Raw genomic sequence first — 10268 nt, 5'->3', positions numbered from 1 at the left:
TGATGAGTTTTAGCGACTACATCGTGGCCCATTGCGAGGCCGATTTAAAGTGGATGGGTCCATTCCATTATCCATGCATCACCGGTTCTGCATGATGCAGTTTTGCAAGCCATTCCCAACATAGCGGCAGATTTAAAAGAAGTACGCGAAATTATGCGTGCGCAATACACCATCGTTGAAGATGTGACCAATGAGCAGATGGTCGATGCCATTGTCGAAGCTATTTCAAATGATGGAGAACTGCCGCTTACCTTGGTGGTACTAGATGAAGTCCAACAATATATCGGCAGCAATACTCAGCGCGCATTTGATGTGCAGGAAGTCGTTGAAACTTGTAGTAGCGCAAGCGCGCTAAAATCTAAGCTACTGTTTGTTGCTACAGGACAGAGTGCATTGACCGGGATGGCCAACCTGCAGCGTTTGATGGGGCGTTTCCAGGTGCCTGTACAACTGGAAGATACCGACGTAGACAAGGTTATTCGAAAGGTCGTGCTACAGAAGAAAGAATCAGCCAAGTCAGAAGTACAGATTGTTATTAATCAAAACTTAGGTGAAATCTCGCGCCATTTACGTGGTAGTACCATTGAGCATCAACGTGACGATGAAAAATGGATGGTACCAGACTATCCATTACTTCCTGTGCGTCGACGTTTTTGGGAACGTATTCTGCCCGCATTAGATAAAACCGGTACAGGTTCTCAACTACGTAATCAGTTACGTGTCGTACATGAAGCGTTAAAAGAGACGGCGAATAAAAGCTTAGGCTATGTCGTACCGGCAGATTTTCTCTATGATCAGATAGCTAGTGATCTCACGCGAACATCGGCCATATCTCAGGACATATATGAGACCATTAGTCGCAAGCGATATGGAAATGAAGAGGAAAAGCTGCAAGGACGTCTTCTGGCATTAATATTGTTAATTAGCAAGCTCCCATCTGATATGGAGTATGGCATCTATCCAACCGTGGATACACTAGCCGACTTATTACTTGAAGATCTGAATAACGATAAACATAAACTTCGTCCTATCGTGCCGAAGATGCTCCAGATACTCGAAAATGAACACTTAGTTATGAGTCGCGACTCAGAAGATGGTAGACGAGAATACAGTTTACAGACCGTAGAAAGTCAAGCCTGGTACGAAGAGCTACATCGCCAAGAAAATGATCTTTTGGGTAATGTCGCAACGCTTGAGTCTTATCGCAGCAAAGAGATCCAAAGCTATATTCGTAAACAGGTGGCACAAGCGCGTATTACTCAGGGGGAAGTTGCTGAGTCGAGAATCATTACAGCCTCTTTCGATGCTGAACTACCTGCTGATTCAGACAAACGCATTTACGCTTGGGCGCCGGAACAAACCGAAAAGCAATTTAATGACTTATCTCGCGGTGATGATCAAGATCATGCCACCATTTATATCTTTGTTCCGACGTCATATCGCTCCGAGTTACAACAGGCGATTGTTGGTTTAAAAGCAGCGGAAAATACCTTAGAAATCCGTGGTGGCGCAACCACCGAGGCGGGAAAAGCGGCAAAAGAAGCGATGGAAACTCGCTTAAAAACCGCTGAAAAAAATAAGAAAAAGATCCTGGATGAGATTTTTTCCGGTATTCAAGTGCGTCTTGCTGGTGGCCAAGAAGTCGATGGTGATTCGCTGGCTGAGCAAATTCAAAATGCGGGTGAAATCGCCTGCCAACGGTTGTATCACAAATTCAAAATGTCCGATGATCGTGGCTGGGCAAAAGTCTACGATCATGCCAGTCGTTTAGCAGACCCCAACGCGCTAGAAAAAATTGGTTATGCCGGTGATGCGGATAAACAACCCGTGTGTGCCGAAATCTATCGCTTTATTGGCACAATGAAGACAGGCAAAGAGATCCGTGACAACTTTAAAGAGGCGCCATACGGTTGGGGCAACGATGTCATTGATGGCGCGCTATATGCCATGCTTGCTGCTGGGGCTATAAAAGCGGCTAATATGCAAGAAAAAGCGGTCGATGCCAAAAGCTTGGATCGCAGTGCGCTTACCCAAACCAAGTTCCGCCCAGAAAAGGCTACCCTGTCAAAAGTGCAGTTAATTAAAGTGCGTGGTGTGATTACCGCCTTGCATGAAGAACCTTGTAATGCGGGGGAAGAGTCAACCAAGCTCCCGCTAGCTATTCTGAACGCCAAAAATGTCGCCAACCAAGCGGGTGGTGCAGCACCTTTGCCTATGGCACCAAGCACCGCGTTACTGAGTGAATTGGAGATGTATTCTGGCAATGATCAATTACTCAAAGTGTTTGAAAATCAAGAGGCATTAAAAAGTGACTTTGAGGCCTGGAAATTACTGGCAGATAAAGCATCCTCCAGAATGAAACAGTGGCACAAACTGCAAAGCGTCATCAAATACTGTGCAGGGCTTACGGTACGTGCGTCAATCGAAAAAGAAACGGCAGCTATTATGGCGAATCGAAGCCTCTTAGACGATCCAAATCCGCTAGACAATTTACTGAAATCAGCGGGTAATGCCCTGCGTGATGCGCTGACGAGCCACCGTGAAAATTATGAAGCAGAACATCGTCATTGCATGGCTGACTTGCTGGACGATGAGAACTGGCAAAAATTGGATGAGGCCAAACGTAACGCATTTTTAGCCAAACGGCATCTCGATACCATTCCGGCAATTGAGATCAGCACCCTAGATGACACGCTTAATTCATTAGATACCATTAGCCTAGACCAATGGAATGACAAAACCGCGAGCTTGCCGAGTATCTTCAGCCTGGTGTTAAAAGATGCAATTAGCGAATTACAGCCCAAAACCCGTTATCACAAGCTGAATAAGCCGATTATTAGCAATGAGCAAGAGCTGCAAAAATGGCTTGATTATGTTGAAACAGAGTTGCGAGCCCAACTTGCCCTTGGCCCCGTAGTGCCAAACTAATTGTTAATGCTCTCAATCGCCGCCTACCGCCCTCAGTGGTGGTAGGCATTTTTGACGTTTATTCATCAGCGACAGAATAGAAGAATCCCATGAGACAACCACTCGAAAAATCACTACGTAAAAAGCTCGAAGATACCGTCATCAAAGCCCGCGAAATCGTTGAAGTCGCTGTCGTAGAAGCGCTGCAACGCTTGGGGGTAGCTGACGGGCAAGCGCCCAGTTACTTGAGCGAAGAACAACGCGCACTGCGTAACACCCTGCGTGCCCACGCACGCCAATTAGGTGACAAGCTCATTGATGGTAAGCAAGAGGTTGAACGCTTAGCCAACGAAATGGCTTATGAGCACTGGCACCGCATGCTGTTTGCCCGTTATCTCGAACAAAACAACTTGTTGATGTATGACGAACATACGCCAGTCACACTGGAAGAATGTTTTGAGCTTGCCGAAGAGGAATCAGCAACAACAGGTGGCAAAGCCGATGGTTGGGGGCTCGCTGGCCGCTTAGCGCAAAAAATGTTGCCACAGATCTTTCGTGCCGATTCCCCGGTGTTTGCGGTAAAACTGTCGATTAACCATGTCAATGAATTGGAAAACCTCATTGCCGCGCTCGACCCGGCAACGTACCAAGCGCAAGACAGCTTAGGTTGGTGTTACCAGTTCTGGCAAACCAAGAAGAAAGAGCAAGTCAACAAATCCGGCGTCAAAATCGGTGCCCAAGAGTTAAGCCCGGTAACACAGCTGTTTACTGAGCCCTATATGGTGAGCTTTTTACTGGATAACGCCCTCGGTGCCTGGTGGGCGAATAAACGCCTAACGCAAGATGATTATATCCGCGCCAATAATGAGCAAGAGCTCCGTGAAAAAGCGGCTATTCCAGGCGTACCACTGGAATATCTGCGTTTTATTAAAAATGAAGAGAATGGACAGTGGCGACCTGCTGCCGGTAGTTTTGAAAAATGGCCTGAGCAATTAAGCAAGCTTAAAACCCTTGACCCTTGCTGTGGTTCAGGCCACTTCTTGGTGGCGTTATTTTTGATGCTGGTACCAATGCGTATGCAGCTTGAAGGGCTGTCTGAGAAGCAAGCGGTTGATGCGGTACTGCGTGACAATATTCATGGCCTAGAGCTGGATCAACGCTGTGTGGAACTGGCAGCGTTTGCCATTGCCTTGGAAGCTTGGCGTTACCCCAATGCAGGGAGTTATCGTGCATTGCCTGAGCTTCAATTAGCTTGTTCTGGTATGTCGATTGCTGAAGCACAAAAAGAGTGGAAAGACTTAGCGAAAGGTGATGAAGCATTAACAGATGCCATTGCTTGGATGCAGCATACCTTTAAAGATGCGCCGACTTTAGGGAGTTTGATTGATCCGACTCGAAACTTGGCTATAGGGCAAACTCCTCCATGGGAGTTACTACAAGATGTGTTGCGTACTCAAGCCGAAGTTAGCAAAGAAGCGATAGCGGCAGCACAAGGACTAGCAAAAGCTGCGGAGTTGTTAACACAAAAATATCAATGGGTTGCAACTAATGTTCCATATCTAGGGCGTGTTTCACAAGGAGAAGTATTACAAAAATTTTCTATTCGAAATTACAGCCATGCTAAAAGTGATCTTGCAAATGTATTTTTAGATAGGTGCATGTGCTTAAGTGAAAATGGTGATGCTGGAGTCACTCAAGTAGTTATGCCTCAAAATTGGCTTTACACTTCAAGCTATAAAGAGTTCAGGAAGTATTCTCTTAACAACTATTCTTGGAAAATGCTAGCTAGGCTAGGTGAAAATGGTTTTGAAAGCTCTCAAGCAGCAGGGGCGTTTGTTATTTTATTTACATTAAATAACTCTACAAAAAAAGGATTGGTTAGAGGAATTGATGTAAGTCATAATGACTCTCCTATCGAAAAAAGTGATGCTCTAAAAACGCAAGTGATAGAGACGATTTCTCAGCATTCGTTTCTACAAAAAGATGATTTTACTATTTCGTTTCAAGAAGCATCAAACCTACCTTTGTTGTCTGAATATTGTACAGCGTTATTTGGAAGTGGAGCGGGTGATAGATTTCGATTTGTTAGAAATTTCTGGGAGGTCGAAAAAGTAGACTCTACAATATGGGAGTTTCATCAATCTACACCAGAAGTTACATCTCAGTACCTAGGAAGAGAAGAAGTTATTCTCTGGGAAGAAGAAAAGGGGGAGATGTATAGGCTAGCAGAGAGTGTGAAGCATCTTAATCATAAAGCTCAACAATGGCGTTCTGGCAAACCTAATTGGGGGAAATACGGTGTAAGTGTGAGCCTTATGAGGAATCTTCCATCAACAATTTATAGTGGCCAAATTTATGCTGCAAAGTGTACCGCAGTAGTTCCTCATGATCAGAGTAAGGAAATGCTTTCTGCACTTTGGGAGTTTTTCTCTTCAAGTTGCTTCAATCTAGAGGTGCGTAAAATCAATCCGAGGTTATCGATTGAGGTTAAGGAAGTTTTAAAAGTTCCTTTTGACAGAAAGCATTGGTTGAAAGTAGTCGAAGATAAATACCCAAATGGTCTCCCCCGTGCTTATACTGACAATTTAACCCAGTGGATTTTCCACGGTCACCCTTGCGCATCCGTGATTTGGGATGACAAGTCTAAATCTACTGTTGTAGGCAAACAACGCCAAGATGATTCAGTACTTCAAGTTTCTGTCGCTCGATTACTCGGTTACCAATGGCCTGCTGAACTTGATCCTGAAATGGAACTTGCGCCAGAAATGCGTGAAGTGATGAAGAAGAACGCAGACTTTGCAGGCTTGATTGATGATGACGGGATTGTTTGTATTCCCGCTGTTCGTGGTGAGAAAACCGCCGCAAAACGCTTAGCCGACATTCTGTATAAAGCCTACGGTGATGCTTGGAGCAGTTCGGTAGAAGATAAATTGCTCAAAGCAGTAAAAGCCAAAGATTGGGAAAGCTGGCTGCGTGATAAGTTCTTTGATCAACACTGTAAGCTGTTTCAACACCGTCCGTTTATTTGGCAAATTTGGGATGGTCTCAAAGATGGCTTCTCCGTATTAGCCAATTACCATAAGCTCGATTACCAAGGCTTAGAACGCTTAATTTATACCTACCTTGATGACTGGATTAGTACCCAGAAGCGTGAGCTTGCCGATAGCGTAGATGGCGCCGATATTCGCCTAATGGCTGCCGAGAACCTCAAAGCCCAGTTAGAAGCCATTCTTGAAGGCGAAAAGGGCTTGGACATTTTTGTGCGTTGGAAGCCGCTTGAACAGCAACCTATTGGATGGAACCCCGATCTAAACGATGGTGTACGCCTTAATATTCGCCCCTTTATGCTGGCCAAAGATATGGGTAAAAAAGGCGCAGGTGTATTGCGCGCCAAGCCAAATATTAATTGGAATAAGGACCGCGGCACGGATGTGGAATCGGCCCCTTGGTATCATCTTGGTGTGGAATACGGTGGCAAAGAGGGCGACCGTATCAATGAGCATCATTTGACATTGGCAGAGAAAAAAGCGGCTAAGGAGCAGGCGCAATGATTGATTCAGTAAAAAACTATGCTGTTTCTGCATTACTGAGTGTTGATGAAAAAATAATATATACCATTCCCCGTTATCAGCGTGAATATACATGGGGAAAATGGCAGTGGGATACACTTTTTGAAGACTTGATGGAAAATGATAAAAACTATTTTTTAGGTTCAATTATTTGCATCAATCAATCTAAAGATGCTTTGGAAATCAGGTCGTTGGAGTTGGTTGATGGCCAACAGCGAATGACGACCTTATCAATTTTCATGGCAGCTGTTTATGCACATTACTCAAATGCTAAATTTGAAATAACAGACGAATTAATTGGCGCTCGTTTGAATTTAAAAAACAAATTGGTTCTCAAAGGTGGCCATGACCAAACTCGTTTAGTACCCCAGGTTCAAAATAATAATCAGCTCGATTACTGTTATGTGTTGAAAGAAGCGGGTTTATTAAAAGATGCTGATTATGCAGCCAATATGGGCAATCGTCGCATTATGCGTGCCTACCGTCATTTCTTTACGCGTATCGATGAATATTTAGCTGAAGCTGACGATGAGCTGCAAGCGCTTGAAGAAATCATTGAAAAAGTAAACACCGCAACCCTCGTGAAAATTGAAGTATCTAGTCATTCTGATGCATACACCTTATTCGAATCGTTGAATAACCGGGGAATGCCGCTCACCGCCATTGATCTGATTAAAAACAAGCTACTAGCGAAGTTGGAAAGCGCTGATGTAGGGCAGATAGATAAACACTTCAATAATTGGATGAAAGTGCTTGGATATCTAGGTGATGATTATGGGGTGCAAGAGCGGTTTTTTAGGCAGTACTACAACGCCTTTAAGCCCAAGCTTAAGGACATTATTAGCGTACCTGTAGCGACAAAATCGAACCTTATTCAGGTATATGAAAAACTCATTACCCATGATGCCGCCACATTTTTACAGGAAATGCTCAAGCATTCTGAGCTGTATGCTCAGATTATTGGTAATAAGCCTGTACCGGAGCAGCCTGCGTTATCAAATCTGCTGACCGATCTCGAGCGGGTGCAAGGTGTACCGTCTTACCTGTTGTTAATGCTGCTATTTGCGAAAAGAGAAGCGCTGGATTTGAAATACCAGGAGCTCGGGCAAATCACCAAGTTACTCATCGCATTTTTTGTGCGACGCAATACAACCGATAAGCCTGCTACTCGTGATCTTACCCGTATTTTTATGGAGTTAACTGCGGCCATTCCTCAATTAAACGGCGCAGCGATTGTTGATTTAATCGGAGATAGCTTGGCAAGGGTGAGCTCAGATGATGAAACCTTTATAAAATATCTCTCTGGCAATCTCTATCAAGAGAATACCGCAGTATGTCGCTACGTGTTATGTGCCATAGAACAGAGCCAAATGACCAAAGAAAGTGAGCGTGATCTGTGGGCTGTGAAAGGTAATCAGTTTGTGTGGACAATTGAGCACATTTTCCCTCAGGGGGAGAATATTCCCTATTCATGGGTAGATATGATTGCTGGTGGTGACATGACGCTTGCGCAACAGTATCGTGAGTCTCATGTGCATAGACTCGGCAATCTGACGATTTCTGGTTATAACAGCACCTTGGGCAACAAGAGCTTTGAGGATAAGCGAGATCGTAAAGATCAAAAAGGCAGTCCAGTTGGGTATAACAATGGTTTGTATTTGAACAAGGAGCTTGCTCGGGCTCAAACGTGGTCGATCCATCAGATTGAAGCGAGAACGGAGGCCTTGGTCAATAAGGTGCTAAGTATGTATCCCCTTTACGGCAAAACTGTGGTGGCTTAACTCATATGCTTCTCATTGAAAATTTAAAACAACAGCTGCGCGATAGCGCCACGTTTAACAAAAGCGTGCAAGTTGCGCCAGCAGCTATTTTGTGGACAGATATTGATAAGCAATGGCAATCGGCCATGCCTTACATTAAGCAGCAGTTACCTGAGCTGATTGAGTTGGGGGAGTATCAACCTGAACAACGTACTGGCCCGGCTATTTGGGTGAAATGCATGATTGCCGGTACGCTCGAAGACTGTGCTTTGCCTAAAGAGTACACCCCTATCATCTATTTACCAGGGATTGGCCGTAAGGACCTGCGAGCCATTGAGCAATGCCCGGATTTTTTGAAACCGTTGGCTGAGCTGCAATATCGTGGCTGTTGGTGGGCCTATAACACTGCGGGACGTGATTGGAGCGTGGCATCGTTTTTAACCAATCCTAAAGTCGGCTTAGAACTTGATTTAGCGAAAGATAAAAAGACCCAAGAGGCCATTTTAAAAGTCTTACCTGATCTATTAGAAACGCCACTCGCTAAGCTAACAGGTAAAAAACTCGAAGCGGAAGACTTTTATTCGATCGTGTTAGACGACATTGCCAGAGATATTTTGGGGTGGCTGAATAATCCTCAAGAGAAAAAAGCCCTTTGGCAAGGCAGTCGATGGGACATTTTTGCCAATGCTTGCCAATCACAGTTCGGTTTCACTCCAGACAGCAATAACCACGCACAAGCGCTACACCTGTTATGTCAAGCTGAAGGCGCATGGGAAAGTATCTGGCAGCGGTTTGAGGAAACCGCCAATAATCTCCCATTACTGGTTGAACAACTGGCTAACGTTGAGCCCGCTGATCTTAGTGTGCTCTATCCTGAACACTATTTATCGAGTAATGCTGCGGATGAGTCGAACATCGAAACTGCACTGCGTAATGCGTTAGGTAAGGATCGAGAGGTGATATCGACCACATTGGGGGCGCTTTGGTTACAACAGCAACCGCGCAAAAATTGGTTGTGGTATCGATTGGATAAATCCCCTTGGCTCGTGGTTCTTGAAGATCTCATCACTGTGTTAGAACAGTCCGAGATTACTTTTTCGGGCAGTAATCCAGAGTCAATGGCCGACAATTATCAGCAGCGTTTTTGGCAGGCTGATGCGGCCGTATTAGCAGCAATGGGGAAAGCCCAGGATATTCACCAGCAAGAGCTTATCGCCAATGTATTAGCGGTGATATATACACCTTGGTTGGAACAGACTACGCTCAACTTCCAACAGCTTGTGGCACAACATGGTTACCCAGGCGACAACCAAATTAAAGAGAGTACGGCTCACTATCAGGTCGGTAGCCAAGTGGTGTTCTTTGTCGATGGTTTGCGTTTTGATACTGCAAAAACTCTCGAACAGAAGCTGGCAAAATATGGCATTCAGGTTGAGCTGACATCTCGTTGGTCTGCGCTACCATCGTTGACTGCGACGGCGAAAGCGGCGGTTACACCTCTGGCCAATATGCTAACCGGTTTGGAAGGCAATGATGATTTCATACCGGCATTAGCTGATACCCAAATAGCGTTTAGTAGTCATTATCTGAAGAAGCTACTTGCTGACAGCGGTTGGCAATATTTGGATGGCCTCGAAACCGGTGAGCCGAAAGGCTACGCTTGGGTACAAACGGGGGATTTAGATAACTTGGGGCATGAACAGCAACGTAAAATGCCACAATATATCGACCAGGTGCTAGATGATGTCGTCGCTAGGATCCGTGGTTTGTTGGATGCTGGATGGCGACGCATTAAAATTGTTACGGATCACGGTTGGCTGTGGGTGCCGAATCAATTACCGAAAGGTGAACTGAATAAATCGCTGGGCAAAAACCGCCAGCGTCGTTGCGCTATTTTGAATGAGAATGTTCATCACGATGGCTTAATTGTGCCTTGGTACTGGAACCCGAGCGTATCAATTGCAATGGCACCAGGTATCTCAAGTTTTGTTGCGGGTGATTACTACAATCACGGTGGCTTGTCTATTCAGGA

General features: G+C 45.0%; 4 protein-coding genes. All 4 read left to right on the top strand.

Translation table 11 applies throughout. From position 1 onward, the window contains the following. Window positions 1-102 precede the first annotated feature (102 nt). Window positions 103-2928, top strand: coding sequence for a BREX system P-loop protein BrxC (gene brxC, locus L976_RS20155; protein ID WP_231570521.1), 2826 nt, complete (start codon window positions 103-105; stop codon window positions 2926-2928). An 89-nt stretch (window positions 2929-3017) separates the two neighbouring features. Next, window positions 3018-6458, top strand: a complete 3441-nt coding sequence (locus tag L976_RS20150) for an Eco57I restriction-modification methylase domain-containing protein (RefSeq protein WP_047539594.1) — start codon at window positions 3018-3020, stop codon at window positions 6456-6458. Continuing rightward, window positions 6455-8257 carry a DUF262 domain-containing protein gene (locus L976_RS20145; protein WP_047539593.1) on the top strand — a complete coding sequence of 601 codons (1803 nt, stop codon included), beginning with the start codon at window positions 6455-6457 and terminating at the stop codon, window positions 8255-8257. The genes L976_RS20150 and L976_RS20145 overlap by 4 nt, the downstream gene beginning before the upstream one ends. Before the next feature lie 5 nt (window positions 8258-8262). Beyond that, window positions 8263-10268: BREX-1 system phosphatase PglZ type B (gene pglZ, locus L976_RS20140; protein WP_047540789.1), on the top strand; the 2006-nt coding region annotated here is incomplete at its 3' end.

The sequence above is a fragment of the Shewanella sp. ZOR0012 genome (assembly GCF_000798835.1).
Taxonomy (GTDB): Bacteria; Pseudomonadota; Gammaproteobacteria; order Enterobacterales; family Shewanellaceae; genus Shewanella; species Shewanella xiamenensis.
Note: the sequence above shows the minus strand (reverse complement) of the source record. Positions and strands in the feature narration are given on the sequence as shown.